The 17,358-nt window shown below is 74.7% G+C and carries 18 protein-coding genes; 11 read left to right on the top strand and 7 right to left on the bottom strand.

Features of this window, described 5'->3' with window-relative positions:
- Window positions 1-28: 28 nt before the first annotated feature.
- Window positions 29-1,579, top strand: coding sequence for an AMP-binding protein (locus tag AB0H75_RS22120; RefSeq protein WP_367798910.1), 1,551 nt, complete (start codon window positions 29-31; stop codon window positions 1,577-1,579).
- Window positions 1,580-1,628: 49 nt separating this feature from the next.
- On the opposite strand, the gene AB0H75_RS22125 is transcribed toward AB0H75_RS22120, so the two are convergent.
- Together AB0H75_RS22125 and AB0H75_RS22130 are read right to left on the bottom strand one after the other, a co-directional pair.
- The gene (locus tag AB0H75_RS22125; RefSeq protein WP_367798912.1) at window positions 1,629-2,543 is read right to left on the bottom strand and encodes a peptidase inhibitor family I36 protein; all 915 of its coding nucleotides are present in this window, start codon (window positions 2,541-2,543) and stop codon (window positions 1,629-1,631) included.
- Window positions 2,544-2,689: 146 nt separating this feature from the next.
- Complete coding sequence (locus AB0H75_RS22130; RefSeq protein WP_367798914.1) at window positions 2,690-3,574, bottom strand: SDR family oxidoreductase; 885 nt, start codon at window positions 3,572-3,574, stop codon at window positions 2,690-2,692.
- Window positions 3,575-3,672: 98 nt separating this feature from the next.
- On the opposite strand from AB0H75_RS22130, the gene AB0H75_RS22135 reads away from it, so the two are divergent.
- On the top strand, window positions 3,673-4,290 hold the full coding sequence (locus AB0H75_RS22135; protein WP_367798916.1) for a TetR family transcriptional regulator: 618 nt from the start codon (window positions 3,673-3,675) through the stop codon (window positions 4,288-4,290).
- A gap of 19 nt (window positions 4,291-4,309) precedes the next feature.
- On the opposite strand, the gene AB0H75_RS22140 is transcribed toward AB0H75_RS22135, so the two are convergent.
- Window positions 4,310-6,004 (bottom strand): hypothetical protein, encoded by a 1,695-nt coding sequence (locus tag AB0H75_RS22140; protein WP_367798918.1) that lies wholly within the window; start codon window positions 6,002-6,004, stop codon window positions 4,310-4,312.
- 162 nt (window positions 6,005-6,166) lie between these two features.
- On the opposite strand from AB0H75_RS22140, the gene AB0H75_RS22145 reads away from it, so the two are divergent.
- From AB0H75_RS22145 to AB0H75_RS22155, 3 genes are all read left to right on the top strand, one after another.
- A complete protein-coding gene (locus AB0H75_RS22145; RefSeq protein WP_367798919.1) occupies window positions 6,167-6,829 on the top strand; it encodes a response regulator transcription factor in 663 nt (220 codons plus the stop codon).
- Window positions 6,826-8,043 (top strand): sensor histidine kinase, encoded by a 1,218-nt coding sequence (locus AB0H75_RS22150; RefSeq protein WP_367798921.1) that lies wholly within the window; start codon window positions 6,826-6,828, stop codon window positions 8,041-8,043. The genes AB0H75_RS22145 and AB0H75_RS22150 overlap by 4 nt, the downstream gene beginning before the upstream one ends.
- Window positions 8,044-8,203: 160 nt before the next feature.
- Window positions 8,204-8,929: an SDR family NAD(P)-dependent oxidoreductase gene (locus AB0H75_RS22155; RefSeq protein WP_367798923.1), complete on the top strand. Its 726-nt coding sequence runs from the start codon at window positions 8,204-8,206 to the stop codon at window positions 8,927-8,929.
- 50 nt (window positions 8,930-8,979) lie between these two features.
- On the opposite strand, the gene AB0H75_RS22160 is transcribed toward AB0H75_RS22155, so the two are convergent.
- From AB0H75_RS22160 to AB0H75_RS22170, 3 genes are all read right to left on the bottom strand, one after another.
- Window positions 8,980-9,492 carry a GtrA family protein gene (locus tag AB0H75_RS22160; RefSeq protein ID WP_367798925.1) on the bottom strand — a complete coding sequence of 171 codons (513 nt, stop codon included), beginning with the start codon at window positions 9,490-9,492 and terminating at the stop codon, window positions 8,980-8,982.
- Window positions 9,493-9,508: 16 nt separating this feature from the next.
- Window positions 9,509-9,814 carry a hypothetical protein gene (locus AB0H75_RS22165; RefSeq protein ID WP_367798927.1) on the bottom strand — a complete coding sequence of 102 codons (306 nt, stop codon included), beginning with the start codon at window positions 9,812-9,814 and terminating at the stop codon, window positions 9,509-9,511.
- A 267-nt stretch (window positions 9,815-10,081) separates the two neighbouring features.
- Window positions 10,082-11,209, bottom strand: coding sequence for an FAD-dependent oxidoreductase (locus AB0H75_RS22170; protein ID WP_367798929.1), 1,128 nt, complete (start codon window positions 11,207-11,209; stop codon window positions 10,082-10,084).
- Between the two features lie 119 nt (window positions 11,210-11,328).
- On the opposite strand from AB0H75_RS22170, the gene AB0H75_RS22175 reads away from it, so the two are divergent.
- The 4 genes from AB0H75_RS22175 to AB0H75_RS22190 all read left to right on the top strand — a co-directional run bounded on the left by AB0H75_RS22175 (window position 11,329) and on the right by AB0H75_RS22190 (window position 14,755).
- Complete coding sequence (locus AB0H75_RS22175; RefSeq protein WP_367798931.1) at window positions 11,329-11,964, top strand: TetR/AcrR family transcriptional regulator; 636 nt, start codon at window positions 11,329-11,331, stop codon at window positions 11,962-11,964.
- Between the two features lie 345 nt (window positions 11,965-12,309).
- Window positions 12,310-13,539, top strand: a complete 1,230-nt coding sequence (locus AB0H75_RS22180) for a hypothetical protein (protein ID WP_367798933.1) — start codon at window positions 12,310-12,312, stop codon at window positions 13,537-13,539.
- 37 nt (window positions 13,540-13,576) lie between these two features.
- A complete protein-coding gene (locus AB0H75_RS22185; protein ID WP_367798935.1) occupies window positions 13,577-14,170 on the top strand; it encodes an FUSC family protein in 594 nt (197 codons plus the stop codon).
- Between the two features lie 189 nt (window positions 14,171-14,359).
- Window positions 14,360-14,755, top strand: coding sequence for a MarR family winged helix-turn-helix transcriptional regulator (locus AB0H75_RS22190; RefSeq protein WP_367798937.1), 396 nt, complete (start codon window positions 14,360-14,362; stop codon window positions 14,753-14,755).
- A gap of 51 nt (window positions 14,756-14,806) precedes the next feature.
- Here the strand turns inward: AB0H75_RS22190 and AB0H75_RS22195 are convergent, their stop codons facing one another.
- A complete protein-coding gene (locus tag AB0H75_RS22195) occupies window positions 14,807-15,400 on the bottom strand; it encodes a DUF6010 family protein (protein ID WP_367798939.1) in 594 nt (197 codons plus the stop codon).
- A 188-nt stretch (window positions 15,401-15,588) separates the two neighbouring features.
- On the opposite strand from AB0H75_RS22195, the gene AB0H75_RS22200 reads away from it, so the two are divergent.
- Together AB0H75_RS22200 and AB0H75_RS22205 are read left to right on the top strand one after the other, a co-directional pair.
- Entirely contained in the window at window positions 15,589-16,746 is a 1,158-nt protein-coding gene (locus AB0H75_RS22200) for a sensor histidine kinase (protein WP_367798941.1), read from the top strand.
- Entirely contained in the window at window positions 16,746-17,348 is a 603-nt protein-coding gene (locus AB0H75_RS22205) for a DNA-binding response regulator (protein WP_367798943.1), read from the top strand. The genes AB0H75_RS22200 and AB0H75_RS22205 overlap by 1 nt, the downstream gene beginning before the upstream one ends.
- Window positions 17,349-17,358: the final 10 nt, after the last annotated feature.

Consider the following 17,358-nt stretch of genomic DNA (forward strand, 5'->3'; position numbering starts at 1 on the left):
CCGTCGTGCGAAGGGCTGCGGTGCGCTGATGATCGGAAAGCTGGTCGAGCTGGGCGGCTTCGGGGCCGAGGCGGTGGTCACACTGACCCGCAACGGGTTGCTGGCGCCGGTGCCGCCCGCCGCGCTGGCGCGCGTGGTGGAGGCGTACCGGCACTTCCACGTCACGCCGGCGGCGGGGGTGGCGATCGCGGCGGCGCGCTGGCCGGATCGTACGGCGGTGGTGGACGAGGCGGGCTCGCTGACCTTCGCCGAGCTGGACGCGCGGGCGGCCGCGCTGGCCGCGGCGCTGCGCCACCGCTACGACGTGGGGCCGGAGCGGACGGTGGCGGTCATGTGGCCCAACGACCGCGGGTTCCCGCTGGCGGTCGCGGCGGTGTCCCGGCTGGGGGCCGACCTGCTGCTGCTCAACACGGGGCTGGCCGGGCCGCGGCTGCGCGAGGTGCTGGTGCGCGAGGGCGTGGACGTGCTGATCGCGGCGCCGGACCTGCCGCCGGTGGACTTCGACGGCCCGTGCCTGACGGATCTCGACGGCCTCGCCCGGGTGGGGAGCGCGTCGGCGGCGCCTCCGCCGCCGCGCCGGCCCGGGCGGCTGGTGCTGCTGACCTCCGGGACGACGGGCGCGCCGAAGGGCGCCCCGCGGCGGTTGTCGCTGGCCGCGCTGGCCGAGCCGTTCGTGTCGATGCTGACGACGGTCCCGCTGCGCGGCGGCGAGCCGGTGCTCATCGCGCCGCCGCTCTTCCACGGCCTGGGGCTGCTCTGGTACGCCGCCGCGCTGGTGCTGGGCTGCCCGGTGGTGCTGGTGCGCCGGTTCGACGCCGACGCCGTGCTGGACGCGCTGGCCGTCGAGCGGGCCGCCGCGCTGGTGGCGGTGCCGGTCATGTTGCGGCGGCTGCTGGCGCGCCCGGTCCGGCGGCTGCCGGCCCTGCGCGTGGTGGTCTCGGGCGGGTCGGCGCTGCCGCCGGACCTGTCCACCGCGTTCATGGACGCCTACGGCAACGTCCTGTACAACCTCTACGGCTCGACGGAGGCCGGCTGGGCGGCGCTGGCCACGCCCGCCGAGCTGCGCCTCGCGCCGGGCACGGTGGGCCGCCCGCCGCGGGGCGCGACCGTGCGCGTGACGGGCCCGGACGGCGCCGAGCAGCCGCCCGGCGAGGTGGGCCGGGTGCTGGTGGCCGGCGGGCTGACCTTCACCGGCGCGGCCGACGGCCTGCTGCCCACCGGCGACCTGGGCCACCGCGACCCGGACGGGCTGCTGTTCATCGACGGCCGCGACGACGACATGATCGTCTCCGGCGGCGAGAACGTCTTCCCGCAGGAGGTCGAGCAGGTGCTGGCCCGCCAGCCGGGCGTGGCCGACGTGGCGGTGCTGGGCGTGCCGGACGAGGAGTACGGCCAGCGGCTGGCCGCGTACGTCGTCGCGGAGGAGGGCGCGCGCCCGTCGGCGGAGGAGCTGAAGAAGGCGGTCAGGAGCGAGCTGGCCGGGTTCAAGGTGCCGCGCGAGGTGGTGTTCGTGGCGTCGGTGCCGCGTAACCAGACCGGCAAGGTGGACCGGTTCCGGCTCGCGGAGCAGACCGGCTGACGGGCGTGACGGGCGCCGGACGGCGGGGTCGCCGCCCGGCGGGCCCGGACTACGTCGAGTGGGTGCGCGCCGCGGGCGGAGGGCCGTCCACGCCGGTTCCTCCGTCCAGGTAGCGCCCGTCCGGCAGCCGTCCGGGGCGAGCGGCGTCCATGCGGAAGGAGGAGGCGGTGCGCGCGGCCCCGCCGAGGTGGGCGGCGCGGGCGTGGGGGCTCATGCGGTACGGCGGGCCGTGGTCATGGTGGGCGGGGTGCCAGGCGGCGGCGAACGGCGTGTTGTTGATCCAGGAGCTCATCGCCTTGTCGTACGGCGGCGCGAAGTCGTAGCAGTCGCCGCCGGTCCTGGGCTCGTGGGCGAGGATCATCCAGCCCGGGGAGCGGCGGTTGAAGTCGTCGTACTGGTAGAAGCAGATCCACGACGATGGGCAGGCGGCGGGGCCGGAGACGCGCCGGGCGACGTACCAGGGGACGGCCCCGGGCAGCCGGTCGGCGGCGACGACCAGGCCGTCGGCGAAGGCGATCACCGGCGGGCCGCCGGCCGCGCGCGGCACGTGGCCGAGGACGGCGGTGGAGGTGACAGCAGCGGCGACCGCCACGACGGCCCCGCCGAGCCGCCGCCAGCGTGGCCCGGCCCAGCGGGGCCGCGGGCCGGGCGGGCCTGGCGCGCCGCGCTCGGCGGTGGCGGCCTGCCGCATCCGCTCCCACTCCCGCCAGCCGAGCGGCCAGTACGGCACCACCGGCCCGCGTTGCCACACCCGGTCCTCCAGCACCTGCACCAGGAACCGGAACGCCGCCGGGTCGCCGGGCACCGCCGTGCCGGACAACCAGGCCGACAGCGTGGCGAGCGTCAGCCGGACCGGAGGCCGCTGCCGCCGCGCCAGGTCCGTCAGCCGCGGGCACGACGGCCGTCCGGCCGCCTGGTACAGCCACCGCAGCTCGCGCGCCAGCCGCGCCCGCGCCTCGCCCATCCCCGTCCCGCCCCGCCCCGTCCGGTTGCCGACGTGTTGGAGGTGACGATATACCCGCCCTGAGCTCGGCGGATGCGATACGCGGGAACGCTCGCGCCGCTCGGAACGGGCGCGGGCTTGCGGCGGCCGGCGCGGACCCGCGGCGCTCAGGTGAGGGACTCGCCGCCGTCGACGGTGATGACCTGGCCGGTGACGTAGTTGTTGGCCATGAGGAACAGGGCGGCCGCGGCGGCCTCCTCGGCGGTGCCGTAGCGGCCCAGGGGAGCGGCCGATCCGGCGGCGGCGATCGCCTCGTCGGAGTCCAGTCCCGGCCGCGAGCGCAGGAGCGGAGTGTCGATCCGGCCGAAGCGGACGGCGTTCACGCGCTGCCGGGCCGGGGCGAGCTCCACGGCGAGCGCCTTGGTGAGGGTCTCCACGGCGCCGGCGACCGACAGCGGTGCGGACATGCCGGGCGCCGGCCGGACCACGAGGATCCCCGAGCTGAACGTGAGTGAGCCGCCCGCCGGAAGCCGGGTGGCCGCCGCGCGGGCGATGGCGAAGGACGCCAGGAGGCGGGACTCGGCGGCCGCGCGGATGTCGTCGGCCGACAGCCCGGTCAGGGGGCCGATGCCGGTGACGCCGCCGGCGGTGACGAGCACGTGGTCGACGTGCCCGGCCCGGTCGAAGGCCGCGGCGAGGGCCTGCTCGTCCCCGGCGTCGCCGGGCACACCGATCACCGCGTCGCCGCCGGTGCCGCCGTCGGTGCCGCCGGATGCCGTGCCGTCGGGTGCCATGCCACCGGATGCCGTGCCACCGGATGCCGTGCCGCCGCCGTCCGCGGCCGGGCCGGCGGCCCGTACCCGGGCGACGGCGGCCTCCAGGCGGTCGGGGTCGCGGCCGACCAGCACGACGCGGGCGCCGACCGAGCGCAGCAGGACGCCGGCCGCCAGCCCGATGCCCGAGCTTCCCCCGATCAGGACGGCGGTCGTGCCGGAGAGCCCGCCCGGCAGCGGCGAGCGGACGGGAACGGGGGCGGGAGCGACAGTGGTCATGGGTGACCCTTCTCCGAAATAAACCATCTGGTTGTTTTAGGGCTCTCCGATCCTGCACCCTGCGCATACGGGAGTCAACCGGATGGTTTAATTCGGTCATGGTCTACGACGCGGAGGACACCAGGCGGCGGATCTTCGACGCCGCCGCCGCCGAGTTCGCCGAGCACGGCCTGGCGGGGGCCAGGGTCGATCGGATCGCGACCGCCGCCAAGGCCAACAAGCAGGCCATCTACCTGTACTACGGGAGCAAGGAGAAGCTGTTCGCCGCCGTCCTGCGGGCGAAGCTGGAGGAGGTCCGCCTGTCCGTCTCCCTCGATCCGGACGCGGTGGGCGAGTCGGTCGGGCAGCTCTTCGACTGGTACCAGCAGCATCCGGAGCTGGTCCGGCTGCTGCTGTGGGAGGCGCTGGAGGCGCCCGGCGAGCCCGAGGGGTCCGGCGCCTCCAGCGAGGAGGAGCGCGAGCGCCGCGCCGGCTTCCGCGAGAAGGTCTGCCACCTCGTGGACGGGGGAGTGGCCTGCCGCCTCCCCGAGGACGCGCGCGTCCGTGCCGTCCAGGACCTGCTGTTCACCGTCATGGGACTCATCGCCTGGAACTTCGCGGTGCCCGGGATGTGCCGCCTCGTCCTGGACGAGGAGACCGAGCAGGCCGCCCTGGCCCGCCGCCGCCAGGCGGTGATCGACGCCACCCGCAGGCTCGTCGCCGCCCTGGACGCCTGACGGGCCCGCCCTCACACCATCACCCCGCCCGCCGCGCCGAGCGTGACACGGCGATCGCCGCTCCGAGCGCGACGGCGGCGTACCCGCAGGTCACGGCGAGGCCCGCCCACGGCGCGAGCGGGTAGTAGCCCGTGATCGGTGACGGATCGACGTCCACGTGCGCGAACGCGGGGATGCTCTGCGTGATCGCGAACCCGGCGGCGGGAGTGATCGCCGACAGCCACGGCATCAGGCCCCCGATCGCCAGCAGGTGGGGCACGACGACCAGCGCGACGGCCAGCACGGTGGCCAGCGCGGTGGCCAGCGCGGTGGCCGCGGCAACCCGCCTGACCAGCGCGGCGAGGCCCAGCGCCAGCACGGCGGCGGCCGCGCTCAGCGCCGCGTAACCGACGACCACCCGCAGCTCGGTCCCCAGGGTGATCGGCTGGACCGGGTTGCGGTGCGCGCGCAGCAGCGCCAGCCCGGCGGGGACCACGACCCCCGAGGCCACCAGCCCCGCCACGAACGAGGCCACGCCGACCACGACCGCCTTGGCCAGCAGCACCCTTGCCGTACCGGACCCGCCCGCCGTAGTGGACCCGCCCGCCGGGCTGCACCTGCCTGCCGGGCTGGACCTGCCTGCCGGGCCGCTCGCCGGGCCGCTCGCCTGGTTGGCCGTCGGGCCGCTCGCCTGGTTGGCCGTCGGGCCGCTCGCCAGGCTGGCCGTCGGGCCCGCCGCCGGGCCGGACGGCGCGCGCCGGGGCTTCGCCGTCACGGACGCGGCCGCCGCCACGAGCAGCGGGATCAGCCCCACGGCCCCGCCCACCAGCAGCAGGTCGGCGCGCATGCCGCCCTCCACCGTGACGGGCCCGATGTCACCGTTCCCGGTCACGACGAGTGTGCCGCCGGACTCGACGGCCCCGCCCGGATGGTGCGGGGTCGTGCCGTCGGACTTCATCCCGACGCCGACGTCGTCGTGGCGCCAGGGGCCGTGCGCGCCCCGCAGCGCGATCTGGTCGAAGGTGGCGGTGACCTGCGAGAACGCCTTCGCCGTGCCCCACAGGACACCCGGCGAGGTGGCGAACAGCCCGACCTCGACGCTCTCCGGCAGCCCGGCCAGCCGGACTCTGCCGATCTCGGCCCACGCCCTGCCGTCGTCCGACTCGTAGCCGGTGACGACGTCACCCGCCCTGGCCAGCCGCAGCCACTGCGGGCCGTTGTGCGGGCCGCCGGGCACGTCGTGGACGTAGTCGTGCTGCATGCGCACGCCGTGGGCGCCGGTGAGCATGACGGCGGCGTACGGGGTGCCCCGCCGGAGGCTCTGCCTGATGAGGAGCCCGGCCTTCGCCCACGGCACCACGCCCTGCTCGACGTTGCGGACCCCGGGCACGACATCCGGCCGCCGGATCTGCCCGGTCATGTCCGTCACGCGGGCGGTGATGTCGCCGTTCCCCTTGAGCGGCCGGTGCACGAAGTAGTACTTGTCCCGGACCGCCGTGCCGTCCGGCCCCACCAGGGGCGCGGGACAGGCGCCCTCCCCTTTCCCGGTCACGCAGGTGCTGCGGACACCCCCGGCGATCAGCAGCCCGAGCGACACGGTGACCAGGACGGAGGCCGCCACGGCGAGCACCTGGGAGCGCGCGGCGCGGAACGCGGCCCACTCCGCCCGCAGCGCCCGGCGGAAACCGTCCTGCCCGGCCCGCCGGCCGAATCGGTGATCGGTGAATGAACTCATGCCGAGGGTTGTACGCGGCCACCGGTTCCAGCCGGGTCGCGGCGACCGCGACTCGGCTGCGACCGGGCTGCGACCGGGGATCTGGCATCGTGGGTCCATGCCACCCCGACCCGGCGGCCGGTCCGGCCGTCCCACCCGCCCGGCGAGCGGCGGTGAGCGGCGGTGAGGGTCCTCGTCGTGGAGGACTTCGAGGTCCTCGCCCGCTCCCTCGGCACCGGGCTGCGCCGCGAGGGCATGGCGGTCGACGTCGTCCTGGACGGCACCGCCGCCCTCGACCGCCTGGCCGTCACCCGCTACGACGTGGTGATCCTCGACCGCGACCTGCCCGGCGTCCACGGGGACGAGATCTGCCGGCGGCTCGCCCACGACCGCTGCGAGACCCGCGTGCTGATGCTCACCGCCTCCGGCACGATCGAGGACCGCGTGGACGGGCTCAGCCTCGGCGCCGACGACTACCTGCCCAAGCCGTTCGCGTTCGCCGAGCTGGTCGCCCGCGTCCGCGCGCTGGCCCGCCGCGCCACCCCGCCGCTGCCGCCGACCCTGACGTGCGGGGACATCACCCTCGACCCGGCCCGCCGGGTCGCCGTCCGGGCCGGCCGGCGGCTCGAACTGAGCCCCAGGGAGTTCGCCCTGCTCGCGTGCCTGCTCGCCGTGCCCGGCGTGGTCCTCTCGGCCGAGGAGCTGCTCGAACGCGCCTGGGACGAGGCCGCCGACCCGTTCAGCAGCGCGGTCAAGCACGCCGTGCACCGGTTGCGGGCCAAGCTCGGCGACCCGCCGGTGATCGAGACCGTCCGCGAGGGCGGCTACCGCGTCAGGCCGTCGTGACCGTCCGCACCGTCCGCGGGCCGGCCGGGAGGTCGCTGCGGGCTCGGCTCGCGCTCGCCTACGCGGCGGGGATCTACGCCGCCGGGGTCCTGGTGCTGGTCATGGTCGACGTCCCGCTCGCCGGCATCGACGCGACCGTGCCCGCGGGTCACCGTCCGGCGGGCCCGGCCGCCGCCGGAGCCGGGCCCGGGATCGGCCTGCCCCAGCTCCTGGTGGGGTCCGCCGTCGCCCTGGCCGTGCTGGTCCCCGTCGCCCTGGCCTCCGGCTGGTACGTCGCCGGCCGGTTCCTGCGGCCGCTGCGCGCCATCACCGCCACCGCCAGGCTGATCTCCGCCGGCAACCTCCACCGGCGCCTGGACCTCGGCGACCCCACGGACGAGCTGACCGAGCTCGGCCACACCCTCGACGGCCTGTTCGCCCGCCTGCAAGCCTCCTTCGACGCCCAGCGCCACTTCGTCGCCAACGCCTCCCACGAGCTGCGCACCCCTCTCGCCGGCCTGCGTACCCTCCTTGAGGTCACCCTCGCCGACCCCGACGCCGACGCCGCCACCCTGCGCTCGGCCTGCCAGGAGGCCCTCGCCCTCGGCGGGCACCAGGAACGGCTCGTGCACGCGCTGCTCGCCCTGGCCACCGGCGAGCGCGGCGCAGCCCGCTGGGACACCCTCGACCTCGCCCACGTCGCCGAAGGAGTGCTCGCCTCCCGCCGCGAGCCGGCCGCCGAGGCCGGCATCGCCCTCGCCGGGCACCTGGCGCCCGCCGTGACGGCAGGGGACCCGGGGCTGGTGGAAAGTCTCGTCGCCAACCTCGTCGACAACGCCATCCGCCACAACCACGCGGGCGGGCACGTCCGGGTCACCACGGGGGTCTCCGGCGCCCGGGCGGCCCTCACGGTCGTCAACAGCGGCCCCGCCGTCCCGGAGGACCAGCTCCAGCGCCTCTTCCGGCCGTTCCAGAAACTGCCACCCGACCGCCACGGCGACGGCGACGGCCAGAGGCACGGTGACGGCCACAGGCACGGCGACGGCTACGGTCTCGGCCTCGCCATCGTCAGCGCCGTCGCGCGGGCCCACGGCGCCACCCTCACCACCAGCGCCCGCTCCGAGGGCGGATTGTCCATTACCGTGCTGTTCGCGTCCCCTTCCCGCCCCGGCCGCTCTGAGGTGTCCGCGCCTTCCAGAAGGGGCAGAAGGGGCAGGAGAGATCCGCACGACTGAGAGAGACCATGAGATTCGCCGAACGACAGGCCACCGCCGTACCCGCCATGCCCGCCGTACTCGCCATGCCCGCCATGCCCGCCGCGGTCGCCGCACCTGCCGCGCTTGTCGCGCCCGCCGGATCCGGCCGGGCCGCGTGCCCGCGAAGGGCGGGGCGCTCGTGAGCCGCATCCTGGTGACCGGCTCCGCGGACGGCCTGGGACGCGCCGCGGCGGACACGCTGCTGTCCGAGGGCCACGACGTGGTGGTGCACGCCCGCGACCAGGAGCGCGCCACGGCCCTGGACACGCTGGTCAAGCGCGGGGCGCACATCGTGGTCGGCGACCTCACCGACCGCGGGGCCGTACGGGACATCGCCGCGCGGCTGAACGAGGCCGAGCCGCTGGACGCGGTCATCCACAACGCCGGCGTGTGGAACGGGCGGGCGGTCATGCCGGTCAACATCATCGCCCCCTATCTGCTCACGGCCCTGCTGCCCGGGCCGCGCCGGCTGGTGTACCTGAGCAGCGGCTCGCACTACGACGGCCGCCCCTCATTGGCCGGGGTGGACTGGCGGGGCCGGAGCGCCGGCTCCTACGCCGACAGCAAGCTGTTCGTCACCACGCTCGCCGCCGCCGTGGCCCGGCTGCGGCCCGGCGTGCTGAGCAACGCCGTCGATCCGGGCTGGGTGCCCACGAAGATGGGCGGCCCGAACGCGCCGGACGACCTCGAACTCGGCCACCGGACGCAGGAATGGCTCGCCACCAGCGACGACCCCCAGGCCCTGACCAGCGGCGGCTACTGGTACCACCGCCGGTTGCAGCAGCCCCACCGCGCCGTCCACGACGAGGCGTTCCAGGACCGCCTCCTGCGGGCGCTGGCCGAGGAGACCGGCACCGCGCTGTGAGCGGCGGGCCTTCGACGTCCCGCCGGGAACGGCTCCTGGACCCGCTGCCGTCAAGCCGGCTCATCCGTGGCGGCGGGAGCGGGAGCCGGCCGCACGCCGCCGGGCCGAGTCCTCTCGTCGGGGAAGACCCACTTCCGCAGCGCCCAGAAGCGGAGGACCATGGCGACCAGCGTGCCGATGACCTGCGCGCTCGTGAAGTCGGCGAGCTCCTGCGTCACCAGGCTCACCTCCGGGGCCCGCAGGTGGAACACGTACCGGGAGATCCACAGCGGCGCGGAGCTGAGCACCAGGCCGACGCCGCTGACCAGGAAGAACAGCGCCGCCTCGTGCCGGCGCTCGCGCCCGCCCCTGGTCCGGAACGACCATTCGCGGTTGAGCACGTAGGACACGATGGTCGCCACGAGAACCGCGATGATCTTCGCGGTCACCGGTTTCGGCTCCAGGAAGGTCAGCTTCAGCCCGTAGAACACCGTGTTGTCCACCAGGAACGCCGTTCCGCCCACCACCGCGAACTTCAACGGCTCACGGTGCTTCAGCGCGAGCACGCGCAGCGGTTCCGGCACTATCGCGAGTACTGCCTTAGCTGTTCGGAGCACCCCCGATCTTCTCACCAAGGGCCATGAGGCCGAGCACGGTGTGCTCGCGCTCGGTGAGCCGGTCGAGCCGCCGGTTGGCGGAGCCGCTGGTCAGCAGCTTGGCGATGACGGCCGGGTCCATGGCGGTCCCGCCGCCGGCGACGCGTTCCAGGGAGTCGACGAACTGGTCGGCGTCGAACACGCTCTCCTTGAGGAAGTAGCCGACGCCGCCGGCGCCGTCGGCCAGGAGCTCGCGGGCGTAGAGCTGCTCGACGTGCTGGGACAGGATCAGGACCGGCAGGCCGGGCACCTCCTGGCGGGCGACGAGGGTCGCCCGTGGGGCTGCTGAGCTCGACGGTGCTGATGCCCCTGACCAGCTCGCGCAGCTCGGTGAGCGAGGTGGCGGCGCCGGCCCGCGCCTCCCGCAGCTGTCCCATGATGCTCCTTCTTGATCCATGGCCCGGCCGTCGGCGTTCGCGGGACCCCGCGTGACGCCGGATCGGCCGGAAAACGGTACGGCGAGTCCATGCGTCCAGCCCCCTACAGGCGTGGCCTTTCCAGGTCGTGCTGGCCGGGATCAGCGGTCGCCTGCAGTGGCGAAGTCAGGCAGCTCGGTGGACAGCAGCCCGTCGGCGGCACCGTCGAGGAGCCGGGCCATCTCCGTGGAGCGGGGGAGCATGGTCTGCTCGTAGGCGTGGACGGCCTCGCCGAGGCTGTCGTGGCGGGCGATGGCGAGGGCGAGCTCGCAGGCGTCCAGCATGGCGAGGTTGACGCCGACGCCGAGCGGGGGCATGAGGTGGGCGGCGTCGCCGAGCAGGGTGACCGCGGGGTTGTGCTCCCAGGTGTGGGGGACGGGCAGGGCGAAGATCGGGCGGTCGACGTAGGGGCCGTCGTTGTCGGTGATCAGCCGGCGCAGGCGGAGCGACCAGTCGCGGTAGCGCTCCAGGAGGAGGGAGCGGATGCCGTCGGTGGCCTGCGGGGTGAGGCCGCCGGCGGCGATCCAGTCGGCCGGGACGCGCTGGATGATGTAGACCCGGATGTGGTCGCCGCCGTTGCGCTGGGCGAACAGGCCGCGCTCGCCGTCGGCCGCGGCGGCGCTGCCCTGGCCGACGAGCTCGGCGAGGTCGGGGTGCCGGGCGGTGACGTCGTGGAACCAGGCTTCCAGGAAGCTCACGCCGGTGTAGCGGGGGGTGGCGGGGGAGAGGGCGCGGCGGACCTTCGACCAGGCGCCGTCGGCGCCGATGACGAGGTCGGCCTCGGCGGTGGTGCCGTTCGTGAAGCGCAGCCGCCGGGGGCCTTCGGCGGGGCCGCCGACGGTCTCCAGAGCGTGGCCCCAGCGCACGGTGCCGGGCTGGAGGGAGTCGAGCAGCAGGTCACGCAGCAGGCCGCGGTCGATCTCCGGTTTGAACCGCTCGTCCTGATCGGGGACGTGGTGGAAGAGGATCGTGCCGGCCGGGTCCAGCTGGCGCATCTCCTGGCCCTCGGGCCGGCACAGCTCCAGGAACCGCTCCAGGAGGCCGGCCTCGCGCAGGGCGATCTGGCCGTTGTCGGCGTGCAGGTCGAGGGTGCCGCCCTGGTCGCGGGCGGCGGGGCCGGCGTCACGGTCGTAGACGGCGGCGGTGATGCCGTGCCTCTGGAGGATGCGGGCGCAGGTCAGACCGCCGGGGCCGGCTCCGATGATGGCGATGCGGGGTGTGGCGCTCATGGTGGCGCTCCGTTTCGTTCTGTTGTGTACGTCAACGCCGCTCCAGAAAAGCACAACGGTTCAATAAGTGCAACAGCTCAACTTTTGAATCGAGTCAACCGAAGAGGTAGAGTGCCACCATGCCCCGACCCACGACCGGCACCACGACGGATTCCATTTCCACTTCCGCGCCCATGGGGCGCCGCGAGCGCAAGAAGGCCGCCACCCGCCAGGCCATCGCCGACGCCGCGCTACGCCTGTTCCTGGAGCGCGGATACGACGAGGTCGGCATCCGCGAGATCGCGGACGCGGCCGACGTGTCCACCACCACGCTGTTCAAGCACTTCCCGGTCAAGGAGGCCCTCGTCTTCGACGAGGAGTCCGACCAGGAGAGCCGACTGCTCGCCGCCGTCCGCGAGCGGCCCGAGGGTCAGTCCATCCCCGCCGCGCTGCGTGAGCACGCCCTGACCACCCGGCGGATGGCCGCCACGGACGGCGACACTACCCTCGCCGTCTTCACCGAACTGGTGGCCCGTACGCCCGCCCTGCGCGACTACGCCCAGAAGATGTGGCTGCGCCACACCACCGCGCTCGCCCGGGCCATCGCGGAGGAGAGCGGCCTCGCCGCGGACGACCCCCTCTGCACAGCTCTGGCCCACTTCGCCCTTGAGGCCCCCCGTGCGGCCTACAGCCACGCCGATCCGCGCGAGGCCGTCATCCGGGCCTTCGACCTTCTGGAGTACGGCTGGAACGCGCTCTCCCGGCCCGCGCTATGAATCTACATTGTAAAGGGAGTCGGATTAGTACAAAAATGAAAAATTAAACAAAACACCAACACCGACGGGAAGTGGCTGGCGGCGGCTTACGTGAGCTGGTCACGGGTGGGTAGGAAGACGCGGTTGGGGTGACATCCGGTTTTCAGGGGACGAGGCGGCGGTAGTTGGACTCGGTGTAGGCCCGGCTGACTCGTTCGGGAGTGGCGCCGCCGCCTGGAGGCGTACCTCGCCTCGCCGTCTGAGGCCGACTCGGGGACCCCGGTCGATCTGCTCGCCCGGGCCGCGCTGCGTCTGGGGCCGCCCGGGGACATCTGGTACAAGGCGGCGCTGAGCTCGGTCGCCGCGATGGCCTTCGTGCTCGGGTCGCTGCTGGTGGCCGGGCGGCTCGATCTGGTGCTGTACGGCGCCGCCGGCGCCATGTGCGCCCTGTACGGTCACGCCCTGCCGTACGCGGCCCGCGCCAGGGTGCTGGCATGGGTGGTGGCGGGGATGCTGGCCGGTACGGCGGTCGCGCTGACCACCGCCGCGCTCACCGGCTCGGTCGCCGTCCGGGTCGTGGTGGCGGCGTTGCTGGCCGGGGTGCACAAGGCGGCCTGCGATGCCACCCGGATCGGGCCGCCGGGCAACGTGGTGCTCACCTTCATCGCCGCGAGCGCGGCGTTCGCGCCGCAGCGGCTCGCCGACGTGCCGCTGCACGTGGGTGTCGGCGTGGTGGGCGGGGTCGTGGCCTGGCTCGTGGGGATGGCTCCGGCACTGGTCAGGCCCGACGGGCCGGAGCGTGTCGCGGTGGCTCGTGCGCTGGAGGCGATCGCGCGGCTGGAGAGCGTCCGGCGGGACGAGCGGGATGGCGGGAAGGGGGACGACGGGAAGGGGGACGATGCGCACCGGGCGCGGCACGCGGCTGTGGCGGCGGTGAACGCGGCATGGCAGACGTTGCTGCACGCGGGCGAGGGTGAGGGGCGCGACGGGTTGCGCCGGCTGCTGGTGCGGGCCGAATCGGTGAGCGCCCAGCATCCGGCCGGTGACACGGCTAGTGATGGGGGCAGGGTCGGCGGGGGCAGAGCCGGCGGCGAAGGCGGAGGTGGCGGCGGGTGGGGCCCCGGGGAGGCCGGGGTGCTGCTGGGCTGGGCTCGGGAGTTGCGCGCGGGACGCCCGGTGCCGGTGCCGCCGGCCCGGAACCGGCGGACGGGCGCGGCCGGGTTGGCCGGGGTCGCCGCCGAGTGGGCCGGGGTCGCCGGTCGGCGGGCTGAGCTGACCGGAACCGCCGTCGAGCGGGGTGATTTGGTCGGAACCGCCGCCAAGCGGGGCGAGCTGGCCGGAACCGCTGCCGAAGGGGACGTTGCGCGGTCCGAGGCGGGTCTACGGGCGGGTGGCCTTGGCCTGCGCCTTGGCCGGCGCTCTGGCCGGCGCTCTGGCCGGCAGGGGCGCGGGTGCTCCGGCGGGTTGCCGAGGGCGGTGGCCGGTGGGGTGGCCGGTGTAGTGGTGCGGTGGTGGGGATGGTGTCGGTGGGGGCGGCGGTCGCGGGGTGGGCGTCGATGGCGTTGGGGGTGGGCCGCCCGTACTGGGCGGTGGTGACGGCTGCTTCGGTGTTTGCGTCCAATGCCACGATGTCGTGAGCCGGGCGTTGCAGCGGGTAGTGGGCAACCTGGCGGGGGTGGCGTTGTTCACGGTGCTGGCGCCGGTGGTGCGGCTCGGGCCGGTGGTGCTGGTGGTGGCGGTGTTGGGGTTGCAGTTCGTGACGGAGGCGGTGATCACGCGTAACTACTGGCTGGGCAATGTGTTCGTGACGCCGATGGCGATCTTGATGACGGAGTTCGCGGGGGCGCGGCCGGTGTCGGTGCTGGTGGCCGATCGCTGGCTGGACACCTGCCTGGGGGCGGTGGCCGGGCTGGCGGCGTGCGTGGTGTTGCTGGATCGGCGGGCTGCCGGGTGCGTTCACCGGAGTCTGGAGCGGCTGGAGCTGCTGGTGGCCGAGCCGGTTCCGGCTGTGGGCCGGTTGCGTGGGGCGCTGGTGGAGTTGCGTGAGGTGGTCGATGTGGTGGCGGGGGAGTGGCGGGGCGTCGTGTTGCCTCGGGAGCGTATCGCCGCCGCCGAGCGGGCCGGCCACCGTCGCCTGGCCGAGGTGGCCGGGCGGGCCGAGGTTGAGCGGGCCGGGATCGGGCGGGTCGAGGCCGGGCGGGCGGCGCGGGGTGGGCGGGTCGCCTGAGGGGCGGGTCGCCGGGTTCCGGGGGTTCGCGGCGGGCGCGTACGATCGTTGCGTCGGCCGTACGAGGGAGGGGCGGGGCACGTGGAGGACGCCGTGGCGATCGCGCTGCGCCAGTAGCGGCAGGTCCTTCCCGACGCCGATCTGGACGCCATCGCCGTCATCGGCCGGCTCAACCGGTGCGCGGCCCTGTTGCAGCAGGCGACGGACGCCCCGCTGGGCCGGGCGGGGGTCAACCGTGCCGAGTACGACCTGCTGTGCGCGTTGTTGCGGGTGGGTGGTGAGCTGACGCCGGGGCGGCTGGCGCGTGAGACGTTCGCCTCGGGTGCGGCGGTGACCAAGCGGGTGCGGCGGCTGGAGGAGATCGGGCTGGTCGTGCGGCGGGTCGATGACCGTGACCGGCGGGTGGCGCACCTGTCGCTCACCGAGCGGGGGCGGTCGTTCATCACGCGGCTGATGCCCGAGCAGCTGGAGTACGAGAACGCGTTGTTGTCCGGGTTGCCGCCGGAGCGGGAGCGTGAGCTGGCGGGCCTGCTGGGGGAGTTGTTGTTCATGCTGGAAGGGCGGTTGGGCGGCGCGTTCGGCTGAGGAGGGCCGGGGGTGGTGGTGTTCCCGCCGGGGTCCGGCCCTGGTGGGCGGTCATGCCGACACCAGCAGGTTGAGGCCGATCAGCACGTCCACGACGCCGCACCATTCGGCGTAGGAGCGGGCCACGACCTTGCCGCGGCGCAGGTGCGCGAAGTCCCAGGCGCCGTGCAGCAGCCAGCCGGCGGCCACCAGGTAGCGGGCGGCTTCGGGGGCGGCGAGGAGTCCGGCCAGGGCGAGCGCGCCGAAGCCGAGCATGCCGAGTGCCTGCGTACGGAACTCGCCGGCCTTGCTGAGCTGTCCGCCGGCCGCTCCCCACAGCAGGACGGCGGCCGCGACGGCGCCGAGGACGGCGGAGGGCGGGGCGAGGTCCAGCAGGCGCAGGGTGACGATGGTGACCAGGCTCATGCCCAGGAGGGGCCATGACAGCCGGGGCCGGTTCAGCTTGGCGACGATGAGGTAGAGCAGGGGCAGGATGATCATGGTTTCGGCGAGGGCGTTGATCTCGCTCGCGGGGTCGCCGTCGCCGGAGATGCTGAGGGCGGCCGAGCCGAGGGCGACCAGGGTGGGCCAGCGGGCGGCGAGTGCCGCGAGCGGGTAGCGTCGTCGGGGCGGCTGGGCGGCCGGGCCGGTGGGGGAGCTGGTCATAGGGGTTATGGGGGTCGCGGGGCTGGTCATGGCGGTCTTCCCGTCTGTTGTGCGAGGGGTGAGGGGTGTGTCTGTGGGTGCCAGCCTCCCGCGGGCCGGGGGGTCGCCGTCAGTGCCGGAACCGCACGTCCCGGCATGGGCATGTCATGTGATCGCATGACAGGTGTCACACGGCCGATAATGGCCAGATGTCCGATGTTCCGGGCGGTCCTGCGCCGGGTTTGACCAGTTTCCGCCGCTTCACGTTGTGGAGCGTTCTCGCCGTGACCGTCTTCTTCCTGGCCTTCAGTGCCAAGGACTGGATCGGGGACGCGGCCATCGCGCCGGCGGTGCGCGCGGCCGGCGGGCTGGCGCTGGTGGTGACGGCGGTGGCCGTGACGGTGCTGTTCAACCTGCGGTTGCGCCCGCCGGGCCCGGTGCCGGTGGCGTGGCTGGTGGTCGGGACGGTGGCCGCGCTGGCCTGCGCGGCGGTCCTGCTGCTGGTGGGCGAGTACGGGTTGTGGGCGCTGGCTCCGGCGACGGTGGTGTCGGCCGGTGCGACGTTCCTGCCCGCGCGCCGCCGGTGGGTGGTCATCGTCGTCGCGGCGGCCGTGGCGGCGGTGGTCGGGGGGCTGGCGGGTGAGCCGCGGTTGTTCGCGACGGCGTTCCCGGCCGGGCTGGTGCTGTTCGTCACCTGGACGACGCTGGTGCTGCTGTGGTCGTGGGAGGTGGCGGCCCGGCTGGAGGAGGCCCGGCGCCTGTCGGCGGAGCTGGCGGTGCGGGAGGAGCGGTTGCGGTTCGCCGCCGACCTGCACGACATCCAGGGTCATCATCTGCAGGTGATCGCGTTGAAGAGTGAGCTGGCGGCGCGGCTGGCCGGGTCCGATCCGGTACGGGCGGCGGCCGAGATGCGCCAGGTGCAGGGCCTGGCCACCGACGCGCTGCGCGACACCCGGGCGGTGGTGCAGGGTTACCGGCGTACGACGCTGGAGGGCGAGCTGGCCAACGCCGCCAAGGTGCTGCGGGCGGCCGGGATCGACGCCGTTCTGGCGGCCGGCCGCGCTGGTGAGGGTTTGCCGGAGGATGTCCGCCACGTGCTGGGGCTGGTGGTGCGGGAGGCGACCACCAACGTGCTGCGGCACAGCCGGGCGCGGCGGGCGGAGGTCTCCTGCGAGGTGGCCGGCGGGGTGGTGCGGTTGCGCGTCAGCAACGACGGCGCTCCCGCCGTGCCGGAGCCGGGCGGGGGGACCGGGTTGCGCGGGCTGGCCGAGCGGGTGGCGGGTGCGGGTGGCACGCTGAGCTGGGGCCAGGCCGGTGACCGGTTCACCGTGACGGCGGCCGTTCCCGTCCCTGAAGAAGGAGGATGATGATCAGGTTGCTGATCGCCGACGACGAGGATCTGCTCAGGGGTGCGCTGGCCGCGCTGCTGGAGCTGGAGGAGGATCTGACCGTCGTGGCCGAGGCGGCCGACTCCCTGGCGGCGGTGCGGCTGGCCGTGGAGCACCGCCCGGACATCGCCGTGCTGGATCTGGAGATGCCGCCGGCCGACGGGCTGCGGGCCGCCGAGGAGATCCGGGCCGCCACTGACGCGAGGATCGTGCTGGTGACGCGGCACGCGCGGCCGGGGGTGCTGCGCCGGGCGCTGGCGGCGGGGGTGAGCGGGTTCGTGCCGAAGACGACGCCGGCCGCCGGTCTTGCGCAGATCATCCGCGCGGTGGCGGCGGGGCGCCGTTACGTCGATCCCGAGATCGCGGCCTCGGCCCTGACCGAGGACGACTGCCCGCTGACCGATCGCGAGCTGGAGGTGCTGCGGGCGGCCCGGGGCGGGGGGTCGATCCGGGAGATCGCCGCGCAGGTGCACCTGGCGCCGGGCACGGTGCGCAACTACCTGTCGGCGGCGATGGGCAAGCTGGGGGTGGCTTCCCGGCACGCCGCCGCGCACCGGGCCTGGGAGGAGGGCTGGATCTAGAGAGCGGCCG

It is taken from the genome of Nonomuraea sp. NPDC050783, from assembly GCF_040802095.1.
Lineage (GTDB): Bacteria > Actinomycetota > Actinomycetes > Streptosporangiales > Streptosporangiaceae > Nonomuraea.